This window comes from Arthrobacter sp. OV608, from assembly GCA_900110595.1.
Classification (GTDB): domain Bacteria; phylum Actinomycetota; class Actinomycetes; order Actinomycetales; family Micrococcaceae; genus Arthrobacter.
Genome location: FOEZ01000009.1, coordinates 104,208 through 118,247 on the forward strand (window position 1 = coordinate 104,208; position 14,040 = coordinate 118,247).

General features: G+C 60.9%; 14 protein-coding genes and 1 tRNA gene. 10 read left to right on the forward strand and 5 right to left on the reverse strand.

Annotated elements, in window-relative coordinates; all coding sequences use genetic code 11:
* Positions 1 to 1,491, forward strand: a complete 1,491-nt coding sequence (gene pyk / locus BMX78_RS13525) for a pyruvate kinase (protein ID WP_091420152.1) — start codon at positions 1 to 3, stop codon at positions 1,489 to 1,491.
* A 173-nt stretch (positions 1,492 to 1,664) separates the two neighbouring features.
* On the opposite strand, the gene BMX78_RS13530 is transcribed toward pyk, so the two are convergent.
* Positions 1,665 to 2,270: an ANTAR domain-containing response regulator gene (locus BMX78_RS13530; protein ID WP_050055425.1), complete on the reverse strand. Its 606-nt coding sequence runs from the start codon at positions 2,268 to 2,270 to the stop codon at positions 1,665 to 1,667.
* 205 nt (positions 2,271 to 2,475) lie between these two features.
* Between BMX78_RS13530 and BMX78_RS13535 the strand changes: the two genes are divergently transcribed.
* From BMX78_RS13535 to BMX78_RS13555, 5 genes are all read left to right on the forward strand, one after another.
* Positions 2,476 to 2,557: transfer RNA gene (locus BMX78_RS13535), tRNA-Leu, on the forward strand.
* Positions 2,558 to 2,643: 86 nt separating this feature from the next.
* Positions 2,644 to 3,774, forward strand: coding sequence for a tyrosine-type recombinase/integrase (locus BMX78_RS13540; RefSeq protein WP_091420154.1), 1,131 nt, complete (start codon positions 2,644 to 2,646; stop codon positions 3,772 to 3,774).
* A 127-nt stretch (positions 3,775 to 3,901) separates the two neighbouring features.
* Positions 3,902 to 4,174, forward strand: coding sequence for a hypothetical protein (locus tag BMX78_RS13545; RefSeq protein ID WP_091420155.1), 273 nt, complete (start codon positions 3,902 to 3,904; stop codon positions 4,172 to 4,174).
* Positions 4,175 to 4,341: 167 nt separating this feature from the next.
* Positions 4,342 to 5,070, forward strand: a complete 729-nt coding sequence (locus tag BMX78_RS13550; RefSeq protein ID WP_286138959.1) for an HNH endonuclease family protein — start codon at positions 4,342 to 4,344, stop codon at positions 5,068 to 5,070.
* A gap of 531 nt (positions 5,071 to 5,601) precedes the next feature.
* Positions 5,602 to 5,997 (forward strand): hypothetical protein, encoded by a 396-nt coding sequence (locus tag BMX78_RS13555; protein ID WP_091420157.1) that lies wholly within the window; start codon positions 5,602 to 5,604, stop codon positions 5,995 to 5,997.
* Between the two features lie 647 nt (positions 5,998 to 6,644).
* Here BMX78_RS13555 and BMX78_RS13560 read toward each other — a convergent pair.
* The 3 genes from BMX78_RS13560 to BMX78_RS23670 all read right to left on the reverse strand — a co-directional run bounded on the left by BMX78_RS13560 (position 6,645) and on the right by BMX78_RS23670 (position 9,963).
* Complete coding sequence (locus BMX78_RS13560) at positions 6,645 to 7,328, reverse strand: DUF6994 family protein (protein ID WP_091420158.1); 684 nt, start codon at positions 7,326 to 7,328, stop codon at positions 6,645 to 6,647.
* Between the two features lie 444 nt (positions 7,329 to 7,772).
* The gene (locus BMX78_RS13565; protein ID WP_091420160.1) at positions 7,773 to 8,462 is read right to left on the reverse strand and encodes a DUF6994 family protein; all 690 of its coding nucleotides are present in this window, start codon (positions 8,460 to 8,462) and stop codon (positions 7,773 to 7,775) included.
* A 1,162-nt stretch (positions 8,463 to 9,624) separates the two neighbouring features.
* The gene (locus tag BMX78_RS23670) at positions 9,625 to 9,963 is read right to left on the reverse strand and encodes a winged helix-turn-helix domain-containing protein (RefSeq protein WP_091420163.1); all 339 of its coding nucleotides are present in this window, start codon (positions 9,961 to 9,963) and stop codon (positions 9,625 to 9,627) included.
* Between the two features lie 191 nt (positions 9,964 to 10,154).
* On the opposite strand from BMX78_RS23670, the gene BMX78_RS13580 reads away from it, so the two are divergent.
* A complete protein-coding gene (locus BMX78_RS13580) occupies positions 10,155 to 10,664 on the forward strand; it encodes a hypothetical protein (RefSeq protein WP_286138963.1) in 510 nt (169 codons plus the stop codon).
* A gap of 30 nt (positions 10,665 to 10,694) precedes the next feature.
* Here the strand turns inward: BMX78_RS13580 and BMX78_RS13585 are convergent, their stop codons facing one another.
* Positions 10,695 to 11,018, reverse strand: a complete 324-nt coding sequence (locus BMX78_RS13585) for an ArsR/SmtB family transcription factor (protein WP_091420165.1) — start codon at positions 11,016 to 11,018, stop codon at positions 10,695 to 10,697.
* A gap of 186 nt (positions 11,019 to 11,204) precedes the next feature.
* Between BMX78_RS13585 and BMX78_RS13590 the strand changes: the two genes are divergently transcribed.
* The 3 genes from BMX78_RS13590 (at position 11,205) to BMX78_RS23440 (ending at position 13,967) form a co-directional block, all read left to right on the forward strand.
* Positions 11,205 to 12,104 carry a sigma factor gene (locus BMX78_RS13590; protein WP_091420167.1) on the forward strand — a complete coding sequence of 300 codons (900 nt, stop codon included), beginning with the start codon at positions 11,205 to 11,207 and terminating at the stop codon, positions 12,102 to 12,104.
* Between the two features lie 448 nt (positions 12,105 to 12,552).
* A complete protein-coding gene (locus BMX78_RS22760) occupies positions 12,553 to 12,846 on the forward strand; it encodes a hypothetical protein (RefSeq protein ID WP_139204929.1) in 294 nt (97 codons plus the stop codon).
* A 233-nt stretch (positions 12,847 to 13,079) separates the two neighbouring features.
* Entirely contained in the window at positions 13,080 to 13,967 is an 888-nt protein-coding gene (locus tag BMX78_RS23440; protein WP_139204930.1) for a C40 family peptidase, read from the forward strand.
* The last annotated feature ends 73 nt before the right edge of the window (positions 13,968 to 14,040 follow it).

The window sequence follows — 14,040 nt, forward strand, 5'->3', positions numbered from 1 at the left end:
ATGAGACGCGCAAAAATTGTGGCTACGTTCGGCCCGGCAATTGCCAGCTACGAAAACACCCTCGCGGTGCTGGAAGCCGGCGTTGACGTCGCCCGCATGAACATGAGCCACGGCGACTACTCCGTGCATGACAACACCTACGAAAATGTCCGGAAGGCAGCCGCCGATCTTGGCAAGGCTGTGGCCATCATGGCCGACCTGCAGGGACCCAAGATCCGCCTGGGCCGGTTCGTTGACGGCCCGCACGCCCTCGCCGTCGGTGACACCTTCACCATTACCACCGAGGACGTTCCCGGCACCAAGGACATCTGCTCCACCACGCTGAAGAGCCTCACCGAGGACGTCAATGTGGGAGATGCGCTGCTGATCGACGACGGCAAGGTGGCCCTGCGTGCCACGGCAGTCGACGACGTCAAGGTGGTCGCCGAGGTGACTGTTGGCGGCATGGTGTCCAACAACAAGGGCATCAACCTGCCGGGTGTGGCTGTCAACGTCCCCGCGCTGAGCGAAAAGGATGAGGACGACCTCCGCTGGGCCATGCGCCGCGGTGTTGACCTGGTGGCACTGTCCTTCGTGCGCGACGCCTCCGACATCCGGCGCGTCCACGAGATCATGGACGAAGAAGGCCGCCGCGTGCCGGTGATCGCCAAGATCGAAAAGCCGCAGGCCGTGGAGCAGCTGCCCGAGATCATCGACGCGTTCGACGCCATCATGGTGGCCCGTGGCGACCTTGGTGTGGAGCTTCCGCTGGAGGAAGTGCCGATCGTGCAGAAGCGCGCTATCGAACTGGCGCGCCGCTGGGCCAAGCCGGTCATCGTGGCAACCCAGGTGCTGGAATCCATGATCGACAACCCGCGCCCCACCCGCGCCGAGGCATCCGACTGCGCCAACGCCGTGCTTGATGGTGCGGACGCCGTAATGCTGTCGGGTGAGACCAGCGTGGGCAAGTACCCGATCGAGACCGTCAAGACCATGGCCCGGATCATCGAATCCACCGAGGTCCACGGCCTGGAGCGCGTCCCCCCGCTGGGCACCAAGCCCAAGACCCGCGGCGGCGCCATCACCCGTGCCGCCGTCGAAATCGCCGATCAGCTGGACGCCAAGTACATCTGTGCGTTCACCCAGTCCGGCGATTCCGCACGCCGCCTGTCACGCCTGCGGCCGATCAAGCCCGTCTTCGCGTTCACCCCGGTGGAGCAGGTCTGGAACCAGCTGGCGCTGACCTGGGGCATCCAGCCGGTGCTGGTGCAGATGGTGGACCACACCGATGCCATGACCGCGCAGGTTGACCGCAGCCTCGAGGAAATGGGACTCGTCGAGGACGGTGACCTGGTGGTCATCGCCGCCGGTTCGCCTCCCGGAAAAGCCGGTTCCACGAACTCCCTGAAGGTGCACAAGGTAGGCGACCTCGCCGACTCCACGCGCGCCGGTGAAGTCACCAGCAACAAGGAAAAGCTCGGCCCCTGGCCGGAAAGAAAGAAGAAGGCGTAAGCTTTCTAACACTGAAAAGGACCCCCGCCGGTTGGCGGGGGTCCTTTTTGGTTTGGTCTCTCCGGTGATTGAGCCGGGGCCCCGACCGCTGGGTTCCCTGGCCGAGCTTGCGAGGCTAGGGGGCGGTTGGGGAGCGAAATCCCGCGGAGTTCGACAGGCTCAATCCGTCGGCGTTAGTTGACCTGGTTGATGATCGTTTCGGCCACTTCGCGCATGCTCAGGCGGCGATCCATGGAGGTCTTCTGGATCCAGCGGAAGGCCTCGGGCTCGGTGAGGCCCATCTTGGTGGTGAGCAGGCTCTTGGCGCGCTCCACGAGCTTGCGGGTGGCGAACTGTTCCTGGAGGTCGGAGACTTCGCTTTCGAGGGCCTTGATCTCCTCGTGGCGGGAGAGTGCAATCTCAAGCGCAGGGATGAGGTCAGCGGGGGTGAAGGGCTTCACCACGTAGGCCATGGCTCCGGCGTCGCGGGCGCGCTCCACGAGTTCCTTCTGGCTGAAGGCCGTCAGCAGGACCACGGGGGCGATGCGGGCCTTGACGATCTTTTCGGCTGCGGAAATGCCGTCCATGACGGGCATCTTGACGTCCATCAGGACCAGGTCCGGCTTCAGTTCCTCGGCCAGCTGGACGGCCTTCTCGCCGTTGTCTGCTTCGCCGATGACGTCATAGCCTTCGCCGCGCAGGATTTCGATGATGTCGAGGCGGATGAGGGTTTCATCCTCGGCCACAATGACGCGGCGCGCCGGCTGGGACGATGGTTTTGACTCCGTCTGTTCAGTCACGGGATCTCCTTGGAAAGGTACGGCGGGGACATCACTATCTTAGGTGTGCGCCCGGTCCAGTACTTGATCTGCATGGTCGGTTGCGGCGTCGGCGGCGCGATTCTGGAATTCAGCCTATCTGCATGTAGAGTAATTCCGCGTACGTGAAGCGATCGCGTTGCTCACAATCAGCTGTGGGCGTAGCCTTTTGCTTCACGTAATCCGCGCCCGAGTGGCGGAATTGGCAGACGCGCCGCACTCAAAATGCGGTATCGAAAGGTGTGTGGGTTCGAGTCCCACCTCGGGCACAGTGTTTTCGCAGGTCAGAGGCCTGTTTCATCTTTGAGTGTTGACAAAACCGCCCAAAGTGTTGACAGCGGCGTACCGTTTTTGTGTGGCAAGCATTCGAAAACGCACCAAAAAAGACGGCTCATCGTCCTACATGGTGTTGTGGCGGGACCCGAAGAGCCGCGAGCAGCAGGGGATCACTGTTCCTACCCTCGTCGAAGCCGAGATGCTGAAGAGACTTCTGGACGCCAACGGCCAGTCCTTCGAAATCGCGCAGCACGCCATCCTCTCCAACGAGAAGCGCACACCGACCGTTGCCGAGGTTATTCAGGAGCACATCGATCTTCTGATCCGGCCATCGAGCGGAACCACGAAGACGTACCAGACCATGCTGGACCTTCATGTCCGGAACGTCATCGGCCACGTACCGGTGGACAAGCTCGATTACCGCTTGATCGCCCATTGGGTGAAGTCAATGATGGCCAAGGGCAAAGCGCCGAAGACGATCCATAACGTGCATGGCTTGATTTCGGCCGCTATGAACACCGCAGAGATGCTCGGCTACATTGCGCGGAACCCCTGCCGTGGGGTGCAGCTCCCCAACATAGAAAAGGCCGAGGACGAGGCCATGTTCCTCACCCATGCGGAGTTCAGCCTCATCATGGAAGGGATGGGGGAGCGCTACAAGGCCTTCACCAACTTCCTGGTCATGACGGGTACCCGCTTTGGCGAGGCCACTGCCCTGACTGTGGCGGACGTTGATCTGCTGTCCAAGCCACCTACCGCCAGGATAAACAAGGCATGGAAACGAGACGGCCAGAACCAGTACTACATCGGGGCGACGAAGACAGGTGCCGGTAAGCGCACCATCGGGCTGAACCCCGCGCTGGTGGAGCTGCTGATCCCGCTGGTCGCGAGCAGGCCTGGAAAGGAGTTGGTGTTCACGACACCCAAGGGTGGCCGCATCATCCACAAGCTGTACTGGCACCACTACTGGGTCCCAGCCGTTCGAACGGCCCAGGCTATCGGCCTCACTAAGAACCCGCGGATCCACGACCTCCGTCACACTCACGCGTCCTGGCTGATCCAGGATGGTGTGCCATTGTTCACCATCTCACGCCGGCTGGGGCACACCTCCACGCGGACTACAGAGCAGGTCTACGGGCACTTGATGCCGGAGGCCCTGCAGGCTGGTGCTGACGCGACTGAGCGGTCGATAACGGCTTTCCTGCGATGAAGGGGGACTAGTCAGCATGGCGGAATTTCTGTCCCCGGGTTCGCCTGCCCGGCGCAGCCCGAGTCATGTAGGTCGGTCTCCAAGCCGTCATGAAAGTGAAAAGCACCGCCTTCCCTTTGGAGATCCCGTGGAGATCGAATTCTTTGAACCCGCAGAAGCAGCCGCGCTCATGCGCTGCACCGAATCATGGCTCCGCGACGGCGCCACCAGCGGACGCTTCCCGCACGCATGCTGGGGAAAGGGAAAGATCATTTTCACTTCCGAACACATCCTGGAAATCGCAAAGTTGAGCGAGATCCTTCCCGGCAGCACCGGTTCCCCGCTCTCCGGCAGTGGGCCCGTGACGAAGGAGAGGCTCATCGGTACCCGGTCCAAAGTCAGATTGGCTACGGCGCGTTGAGTAAGCGTGAGATCTCCCGTGAGAGCCAAGGTTTGAACAGGTGAGGCAACCAGTGGCACCCGAAGCGGACTGGCGCAGAGTACTAAGGGCGCGGACGTGTGGCAGGCAGCACGGACTGAGTTACCCGCGGCAGGTGGTGGTCGAAGCTAGCGTGGAACAACGCCTCAATGACCAGAAGGACCATGAAGACCATCTGTTCTCCCGCCAAAGGCCTGGCCGCTGTTACCGCGATGATGCTGGCTGGGTCATTAGTGGGTTGTGATGCTGCAGCCAACGCCCTTGAGATCATCGACCCTGCCCCAGGCATCGGTGCCTCGAGTACGGTGGATCCGGCTACTGCTGCCGACGCCCTCGTCCAGCTGGAGACAATTCAGGTTAAGGGTCGCGCGCCAAAAACTGGTTATACCCGCGATGAGTTTGGACCGGCCTGGGCGGACACGGACCGCAATGGCTGCGACACTCGCAACGACATCCTCGCCCGTGACCTGACCGACGAGACGTTCAAGCAAGGCACCAACAACTGCGTGGTCATGACAGGAGTCCTGGCCGATAAGTACACCGGCACCATGATTACCTTCACGCGCGGCCAGGACACCAGCTCCGATGTCCAGATCGACCATATCGTTTCCCTTAGCGATGCCTGGCAGAAGGGCGCCCAGCAGCTCAACGTTGACCAGCGCAAGGAACTCGCCAACGACCCCCTGAATCTCATGGCCGCCGACGGCCCCACCAACGGGGCCAAAGGTGACAAAGATGCAGCAACGTGGCTTCCGCCGAACAAGGCCTTCCGATGCGAGTACGTCGCCCGCCAAACTGCCGTTAAGGCCAAATACCGGCTCTGGGTCACACAAGCCGAGCACTACGCAATCGTCGGCCTTCTTAAGGGCTGCAAATAAATTCCCCATGGAGGGCGACGAAGCCATTGGGCGGGCCGCCGACAGCAGTGGGGTACAGACATTTGCCGGTGCTGATGGGGCACGTACGAAAAAGCGTGTACCTAGTGGCCGTAGCCGCCGGCATTCTGGAGGGCTATAGCGTCGTCGGTCGGTCGCTCACCGCAACACCGGAGCGCTCGAAGGAGCGCCTCGTCCAATGCCCCAGGACAGCTGGCCCAATGCGGTCAGCCGGCCCATCCCACGGTGCCCCGCGTCGCCGAACCTTGGCCGAGGGCTGACCTCCCACTACAGTCAGGAGAAGTTGCGGTCTGACTGGCTCTACGAGGACCTGGCCGCAAAATGGGAACTGACCGTTGAGACTGGGAGACCGAACAGTCCAGCGATCCGGCGCCTCCAAGCCCGATCCGGTACATCAGCGCCCCTTCCGGATTCGAGCTGGCTCCCTGCTCCTGATGGCGGTCGCTGGGTCCTCTGCAGGCCAGCCTGACCCTGCATGTAGGATTTGTCCACTGGGACACTAAGGAGACCACCATGGGGCTTATCCGCAAGACATTCAGCATCGGCCTGACCGGCGGGTTGATCGGGTACAGATCCAGAGTCGAGAAGGTGGAGCGGGACATCCGGCAGACTTCCAAGGCAACCCGGCAGACGGCGGGCGCCTCACGGCAGCAGAACGTTCTAATTGAGCGCCAAAACGAGCTGATCGCACAGCAGACCGACGCCATCATCAGGCAGCAGCAGCAATTGATCGAACAGCAGGCCGCAGCCATGCGCAAGCAGGAAGAGGAGCTGAGGACGCTGCAGGGCGTCAGCGGTGTTCCCTCTGCCGCCGCGGCAGAGGATGCGGAGCTTGAGCGGGCCCGCCGGGCTGCCTTCGGCGCATTGAGCGCCCACGAGGAATCGCAGCGAAAGCTCGGCGAGAAATAGGGCAGCTGCAGCCGGTCACGGACGGACAGGATGGCGCACGCTGTTCCGTGCTACCGAGACAGCCCCTCGACGGACTAGGATTGGTGGTTAGCCACCTCTCCAGCTCGCGCGACTCACTGGTCTGGGAAATAGGTTGAGAAGACCGTCTACGCCTAAACGGAAAGAGGCCCCGCCGACTGATACCGGGGCCACTTTGCTGTCCAGCGTGTGTGCGATCGCAGCGCGTACCGGGCGGACGAACCGCACGAGTCCCGCGGCCGGCAGTGCCCCGCCGAAAGGTCGCGGGCCGGACGACGGCCGAAGTTGTAGAAGGCGTGGCGCGGTTCCGGTGGACCCTGCCGATCTCGGCGAGGACCTTTCGCTGCTTCCAAGTCCGGTCGACGGGAACGGCGCGGCCTCCGATGGCGCTGATCGTGAACGTTTAGCTACTTATCCTGGTCGGTGGGAAAGCCAGCACAGGACTGAAACTAAAACACTTCGGAGACCAGTTTGAACTCGACCTTCTTGGCGTCTGCAGTCAGCCTCGCACCCGATACGGCCGAGGAAGCAATCCTCACCGTTCCGGGCACGGTGGGAGGTCTGGTGGATTGGGCACAGCCGCTCGTCGCTAAATGAGCTGCATCCAGCGACGCCGTCATCGAGGAGGACTAGGGTTCCCTGTCGATTCTGCTGTTGCGTGCCCCGATGAAGTCAATGCTGGCCTGTAGATAGCTGAGGTACTCGTCCTTGTTTTTCGGAACGGCCGGCGTTTTGAAGTCATCGAACGGGTGGAAGAACCGGACGGTACCGTCATCCTGCAAGAGGTCCTGCAGTAGGAAGAATTCGACGTACCCCTTGAAGTCTCCGAACAGCTTGAAAAATTCCTCGTACCTGAGCAGCACCTTTCCCAGCGGGTTCGGCTGGCTGCCAAGATAGTGGCGCCGGATGCACTCCACGGTCAGGTCCGGGCGATCGGCGATTTTGGCGAGGAATCCCCGTGCGCCATTGATCGTCATCATTCCGCCGACCCTGTTGGACGGAAACACGATGGCGCTGCCAACCGTGTAGCCGGGCCATTTCGGCAGCTCATCGTCCGGGATCTCGCGTATGACACGCCGAGCCCGCTTCTGCAGCCTGGTGGTGAAGCCGTCACTGGCGAGGAAAAAGTCACCCAGGGAGGAGTGGTGCTCCAGGTGGTGACGTACCGGTGACAGGTCGAAGTGCCCTCCAGTGGGCAACGCCTTACCCCACAGCAGCTGTTGGTACCTGCGCATGGTGGGGCTATATCGGTCCGGGTCTTTGCCATCCGGAGTGTCTGAATGAAAGTCGAAGGTTGTATCGATTCCCCTCATCGAACGGCACTTCCGAATACGTTGAAATGAGCGTCTTTCTTGTCCATTGGTTCCCCTATTTGTCGACCACTGCCTGAACTTTTCTTCTGATCGTGAGCGTACCTGCAGAACAGCCATCTCGGGGTGGAGGCTTTCCCGAGGGATCGGATGGGCCGTTCTGAAGCCGTAGCGGATTCGGTGCGCGAAGTGGTGAGAGGCCCGGGAACACCTACGCATGTTGGGGACTCCTGCAACGGAACGAGCCCGATTAGCACCTTCCTAGGCCTGATAACCATCTGCCAAACGGGGCCCGGCCTATGCTGCCGGTCGTATGGGCGCTCATCACCCCGCTACTCAAGCAGGTCAACGCGAAGCTTGCCGGTGATGCCAAAGAGGACGAGGTGCTGGTCGTTCCTGACGCTCTTGAGGGTCTGCCTCCGTAACGTAAGCGGCCAGTGACAGCCCCTACAGCGCTTCGGCGATCCTGCGGTTTCGCGCCCGGATGAAATCGTTGCTGGCCTGCAGATACCGAAGGTAGTCAGGCTTGCTTTTCGGTACGGCCGGCGTCCTGAAATCAGCGAACGGGTGGAAGAACCGGATGGCCCGGCCGTCATCCTCTACGAGGTCCTGCAGCAGGAAGAAATTGACGTACCCGCGGAAGTCCCCGAACAGGTCGAAGAAATCCTTATACCTGAGCAGGACCTTTGCCAGCGGGTTCCGCTGCACTCCGAGATAGTGGCGGCGGATGCACTCCAAGGTCAGGTCGGGGCGGTCGGCGATATTAGCGAGAAACCCGCGTGCACCATTGATGGTCTGTTTTCCGTCTACCGTGTTGGCCGGAAAGACGATGGCACTGCCGACTGTGTAGCCGGGCCATTTCGGCAGCTCGTCATCAGGGATCTCACGTATGACGCGCCCCGCCCGTTTCCCCAGCCTGGTGGTAAAGGCGTCACTGGAGAGGGAAAAGACGCCCCGGGAAGATCGGTGCACGAGGTACCTGCGAGGTTCTGGCGCAAGGTCAAAGCGCCCTCCGGTGGGTAACTCTTTGCTCCACAGCAGCTGGTGGTATCGTCGCAGCGTCGGACTGTACTTGTCGGGGTCCTTGCCATCCGAGTCTGAATGCAAATTGAAACTCGGGTCAATGCCTTCGGTCATTTTTACTGCCCCTGGAGCCCCGTTTTGAATCCGACGTGTGGATTCCACTGCTCGTCAGCGTACCGTCAGAACAGCACTTTGGATGAGGTCTACGCGACAGGCTACTAGGGGAGGGCGCACTGGCCTCAAGCCGCAGCGGACTTACGGTGCACCAACTCGGCGAGTCCATCCTCGCCGACATCCCGGACAACGGGTTGGTGGGAAGCGCGGAAACACCTCCGCATGTTCCTCAGTGAAGCCCCCGTTCGCGGGGCTCACTTTCGTCGAGAAGATCGTCCACGCTGAGCAGCTGTGGGAAGTAAAAGATCGGCGCCGCAGCCAGCCAGTTTTTCACCTCGCGCCGCAAGGCAGCAGCAGGGCTTGTCCGCCTCGCCGAACGCCGGATAAACCAGGGTCGGACACTGAATTGCACCGTCCTGCGCCTCGACAATGAGGACAAGCCCGACTGGGAAACGCCAGCTACGACGTAGCCCAGGTCTTCGCCGCCACCGGCTATCCGGCAGGTGGTACCGACGGGGTTTCGTGCAGTCACCATCGACTGCATCGAGGCAATCCTTACCGTCTAAGCGGTGTTGTTGGCGGCCCCGGGTTAGAAGCCGCAGACCTCGGAGACGGTGGCTGCCGGGTCGCTGATCCTGGACCCCGCCGACTGCATGACCTCCTTGCCTTCTGGCGCAACCCCAGCGATCGTGCCAAACAGCTTACAAAGCCTGCTGCCCTACGGGATTCAGGCATCGTCACCCAGTATGAATGTTCGCAAAAAAGGATGGCTGAGCTGCTGGCACGCCTCTGACCAGCCCCTTCAACCATTGGCAGGGCCTGATGCCGTCGCGAAGGTGTGTACGCCTCTCCTCGCTGCAAGGAGCCTTTAGGAGAGTCAACGGAAGCGACGTCTCAACGGCACGCCGTTGTCGCGGTCAAGGTGGGGCCACATGCGCAGCGGTAACAGCTGTAGTTATCGCCAGGGCTGGGCCGAGCTTGTTGGGTTCGAATGCGCGCCGCTAGGTTACGGGTTTCAAGCCATTCATTGACCTCTCCGCGCTGGACTGCGTTACCCGCGCTGAAGACCTCAAGACGCCGACTCTGATAAAGCGTGGCATCGACGACGAACCGACACTGGTCGCAGTCTCTGAACGATTCGCCGACCCACGACCCCGCCCGTTCAGTTGGTTCGCTTCGATTTTCCGGGGCATTCACTTGAGTGGAACGGCGATACCGAGAAGTGGGAGTCGTCCGTTACGCACGGCCTGAAGTCGCTGCCCGCCGGCTGAAACGTGGCCGCAAGGTCCGCAAGTTCCTTTTCGACCATATCCCGCCGCGCTTCATACATTCCCGACCCGAGGATGACTACGCCTGCCTCGGATAGAACACTGAGGTGTTTACGGACAGTGGAAGCAGACAAGGTGAGGGTTGCAGTAATCTCATTGCACTTCGCCGGACCATGGGTGATCAAATAGCGAATGAGGCGGCTTCGCGTCCGGTTCATCAAGATGTTCGCCATGGAGACCACAATCAGGTGACGAGGGAACGGCTGTTGCCCGCTGTAGACGGGTCTACAGCAACACGATACGCTCCTCAAGATACTGATGGAAGAACGTAACGCTTTTCATTGCATGTGGAGATGGTCACGACAATACTGGGCAACAATTAGTGCTCGCTGACGATAGTCATGTCAGGGCTGGGAGGTGCATTGTGTCCGGAGGCGACGAAGGTCTCACAGGCGCGGAACTGTCTCCCCAAGCCGAGCTTGCACGCCGTTTGAACCTGTTGCTCGATGTTGTTGTTGCCGAGCGAGGACAACCCGTCACCTTCCGTGAAGTCCAGGAAAAGCTGGAAGACAAAGGGATCAAACTTTCCAGGGCCCGTTGGTTCTACATGAAGGACGGAACCGGAAGGCTGGTGAGCGACCCGGAGCTTCTTGGCGCCTTGTGCGAGATCTTCAACGTAGATCCCGCATATTTGCTAGGTAGCAACGACCCAAACCTTCCCGAGCGCATCGATTCCCAGCTTGAGTTTGTGAAATCTCTTCGCGCCGCGAGAGTAAAGACGTTCGCTGCCCGCACCCTAGGTGACGTGTCGCCAGAGACGCTTCGGGCGATCACAGAGTACTTGAATAAGGACATCAGCCGTCGGCCAGAAGGGGAGAGGGCCGAGGCCAGTCCGCAGTTGCACGCGGATGAGGCGCCAGAACGCCCCGAATAATCTCGGGCTCACCATTTCAGCGCGCTGCGGTTACTGTTCCAGCAAGTACTTAAGGTGAGCGTCGAGCAGTTCCTTGATCCGGAGTGGGTTCGCCGAGTACCGCGGTGACCGCCCGTGCCTACGTCCAGGCTCGACGTCGACTATCACCACTCCTGCCTCTTCGAGTGCGGCCAGATGCTTGGCCACGCTGGGATCGCCCGCGCTGACAGCGGCGACAATGTCGCCGCGCGTGGCAGGCCCACTGGCCGTGAGGAATCGAAGAATTTCGTTTCGCGCTCGGTTGCCGAAGGTTGCGACGGCAGCCTCGACGTCGGCCGACCAGGCGGCGTCGTGAGGCTGCGTAATTCTCGGCATACCGTCATTCTTCCCGAAGGTAGCGCAAAAAGTAAGAACAGCACTCTTGACGATACTTTAGTTATCTTCGACAATAATTCCTATACCTTCTTCTGGCCGTTGTTGGATCTTCAGATCCACTAACTGGGGTGGCCGATTGCGCGACTCTGAGAACTACTCGATCTGAACAGTCAAAGCGGTGAAGCCATGGAAATTGAAGCCGAGGCGTATCAATCTACAAAGGGATCAGAGACGGTCGCTGACGTTGACGTCTCATTGCGAAGCGCACCGCCGCCGGGAGAACCCGTCATCCAGATCGACCGCATCATGGTCGCGGTTGATGGGGTGCACCGCTACGTCGTTTCTCGGCTCGCGCGGATTGGGCGATCCTGCGATGTCGACGACGTCATGCAGGACATCCGAGTGGCCGTTTGGGACGGAGTTGCGCGGGGACGCTACCGGGAACTGCCCGGCATCCCGTTTGAAGCGTGGGTCCAAGGTGTCTGCAACAAGATCTGCGCTGCCCATATCCGGCGCGAGCTTAGCCATCAAACGTTGCCCCTGCTTGTCGACTTCACGACGACGGAAAGCTCGCCGCAGCTTCTTGCTATCGTCCATACTGGGGCGGCGGGAAACGACGTCGACAACTATGTTGATCAAGCTTGGGCACACGCCATGCTGGGCCTGGTCCAGCGTAGCGTCAGTGAGGACACCTGGAGACTAGCCGTATCCAGCCTTACAGGGCCGAGGCACTACGGACCTCCGTCTCCGAAGGACCGGCGGAGATGGCATGCCGTAACCGTCGTTCGGCAGACGGCCAAAACTATCAACACGGCCTTGAACTGCCACCCCGAACCAGGAATAGGCGTCGACGATCTCTGCCGCTGCGCTGCCAACTGCCTTCCCACAAACGTCCTCCGGACCGTCGCGGAGACTATTGTCCGTCCGGGACTTCGAGGACTGGACAGGTCCGTCCAGATGGCTGCTCTGGCTTGTGAGCTCGGCGTCACCGAGAGATACATCGCGGTGAATATCGGATTTGCCCGCCAGCTGTACCAGGCAGCTTGGCGCGTGCTTCAGCACGAAGTGAACAAACCGGCTCTTTAGTCATGGTTGTCGTTCACCGGAGTTGGCTATGAATTGGTTCCGTAGAGTTGGCCGCCGGGAGTGGTTGGCGGCCGGGCTGGTTGTCCTGCTCATGATTGGTGCAGTCTTCCTGCTTTGGCCTGCCGGCAGCCCCAGTGGATCGCTCCCGCCGACCACGTCCGTAACCGTGCTTCCAACGGCGAAGCCATCAGTTACATCCACCGCACCCGGCAGTAGGTCCGGTGTTGCGGACGAGGCGATCGTTACGGCGGAGGCAACGCCGGACGTTCTGCCACGTACCCGCGATTACCGGGCGCTCGCTCTAGCGGCAGCAAAGGGCATCTATAGCTGGGACAGCCGTTCGTCGTCGTACTCGGATGTATATTCCAAGGTGCGGTCGTGGTGGGAGTTGCTGCCGGATGGATCGAATCCCTTGTCAGTGCTGGTTCGAGAGTTTGAAGGGACAGGCGTGACAGCGGGGACGTTCACCACCCTGGCAGACCAGTCCGCTCGCCGAAGCGGCACCGCTGAGTCCCTGCGCTGCGACCTCGAGTTGGCCAAAGTGCAGGAGTATCCGGCCCCGTGGGAGGGCCTTCACGTGTGTACGGTGACGGTGCAAGTTGTGGACGAGTCCAGCAGCGGCAGAAGTGCCTATGCGGCACCCGTCACGGTGTTGGTCAACTGTCCTCCTGCCACCACCGCTCCATCTGGGCGCTGCGCCATGGTTGGTTTCTACGCAACCGCAGAGAGAATCGTCTACTAGTGGCTGCGCTGGTGGCCGTCGCAGGCCTCATGCGGGGCCGGGCATTGGTGAAGGTCGTATCGGCGGCCGGTTTCCTCGCTCTGCTTGTTGGCGCCATGGCATTTGCCGGAGGCGTGGCGGCGCTAACTGGTACGGCGCGCCAATCTACAGTTGCCTGTACGCCAGCGGGAACCGAAGTGGCCACTGCGCCTGGCATGGCTGGTACTGGCTTGGAAGTTCGGAATGCTGGGCGCTTGCTTTACGAACTGACGCCTCGGCAGGAGAGCGTTGCGCGAACATACATAGCGGTCGGCAAGCAGCTTGGAATACCGCGCTCCGGGCTCATCATTGCCATCATGATGGCGTTGCAGGAGTCAAGCCTGCGCATGCTCGCGAACCCCAGTGTGCCGGCTTCCCTGCATTTCCCCAATGACGGGCTGGGACGTGACCACGACTCGATCGGTTCAGCGCAGCAGCGCCCGGCGGCAGGTTGGGGGACTGTTGAGCAGCTGATGGACGCCTCCTACAACGCGCGCGCCTTCTACGGTGGGCCGTCGGGGCCGAACCGCGGCAGTCCTCGAGGGCTCCTGGACATTCCTGGTTGGCAGGCCATGGACAAAGGTCTGGCAGCCCAAGCGGTCCAGGTATCTGCTTTTCCTGAATTGTATGCACGTTGGGAGCCGGCGGCCACGGCAATCGTTACTGCGCTTGAGGGCGACACTGCTCCTGCCTCCTGTGCAGAATCGTCGTCAGCGCCACGGCCTGCTGGATCTTTACTCAACCTTAGCCAGCTCAGGCAGGAGATCCTGAAGTTCACGCAGGAAGGTATAGGTGGGCGATATGTATGGGGTGGCACTGCCTTCAAAGCCTGGGACTGCTCTGGCTACGTGCAGTGGATTTACAGGCAAGCCGGAATCGAACTCCCGCGAGTAGAACAATGGCGGGTTGGTGTCCGTATAGAGAATCCCCAGCCAGGAGATCTGGTGGTTCAAAATCCGCAGGGCCCCGACAACTGGGGCCACGTCGGCATCTACGCGGGCGACGGCATGATGTGGAGCGCGTTGAACCCTGCTGTAGGGACGTTGTTGCATCCGGTGAGTTGGAACCCTGGTGCGGCGTACTTCGACCTATTGAAGCGCTGACAAACCTACAGTTACCGTTGGCGTCGGCTAATCATGCATCTAACTCAGCAGGAATGGTTTCCGTCAGCTAATT

What these genes read in the sequence shown, in the direction of transcription:
- pyk (WP_091420152.1), top strand. Translation starts at nt 1, where the DNA reads ATGAGACGCGCAAAAATTGTGGCTACGTTCGGCCCGGCAATTGCCAGC.
- BMX78_RS13550 (WP_286138959.1), top strand. Translation starts at nt 4,342, where the DNA reads ATGACCAGAAGGACCATGAAGACCATCTGTTCTCCCGCCAAAGGCCTG.
- BMX78_RS13555 (WP_091420157.1), top strand. Translation starts at nt 5,602, where the DNA reads ATGGGGCTTATCCGCAAGACATTCAGCATCGGCCTGACCGGCGGGTTG.
- BMX78_RS13560 (WP_091420158.1), bottom strand. Translation starts at nt 7,328, where the DNA reads ATGAGGGGAATCGATACAACCTTCGACTTTCATTCAGACACTCCGGAT.
- BMX78_RS13565 (WP_091420160.1), bottom strand. Translation starts at nt 8,462, where the DNA reads ATGACCGAAGGCATTGACCCGAGTTTCAATTTGCATTCAGACTCGGAT.
- BMX78_RS23670 (WP_091420163.1), bottom strand. Translation starts at nt 9,963, where the DNA reads ATGGCGAACATCTTGATGAACCGGACGCGAAGCCGCCTCATTCGCTAT.
- BMX78_RS13585 (WP_091420165.1), bottom strand. Translation starts at nt 11,018, where the DNA reads ATGCCGAGAATTACGCAGCCTCACGACGCCGCCTGGTCGGCCGACGTC.
- BMX78_RS13590 (WP_091420167.1), top strand. Translation starts at nt 11,205, where the DNA reads ATGGAAATTGAAGCCGAGGCGTATCAATCTACAAAGGGATCAGAGACG.